Origin of the sequence: Paraburkholderia sp. SIMBA_054 (genome assembly GCF_046534875.1) — a bacterium.
Lineage (GTDB): Bacteria > Pseudomonadota > Gammaproteobacteria > Burkholderiales > Burkholderiaceae > Paraburkholderia > Paraburkholderia hospita.
Genome location: NZ_JAWRXV010000949.1, coordinates 1 through 264 on the forward strand (window position 1 = coordinate 1; position 264 = coordinate 264).

The following is a 264-nucleotide window of genomic DNA, read 5'->3' on the forward strand; positions in this document are numbered from 1 at the left end:
TTATCGACGACCCTGCCTTCGCCGCCCGGCACGCACGGCTGGAACCGCACGACGGGCGCATCCTGCTGCGCGACCTCGGCTCGCATGAAGGCAGCCTGGTCAACGGCATGGCGGTCCGCGACTGCTGGCTGCAACCCGGCGACCAGCTGGTCTTCGACGCCCAGCATCGCTTCGTGCTCGAAGTGCCGGTGCAGCCGGCCGTGGTGGAGAACGACGCCGCAGGCGATCTTCCCGAGCCGGAGCGGACCGTGGATCCGGACGCGG

1 protein-coding gene is annotated in these 264 nt (G+C 70.5%); it reads left to right on the plus strand.

What is annotated here, in order from left to right:
* On the plus strand, positions 1 to 264 hold a 264-nt coding region (locus tag SB822_RS57930), incomplete at both ends, for an FHA domain-containing protein (protein WP_410859216.1).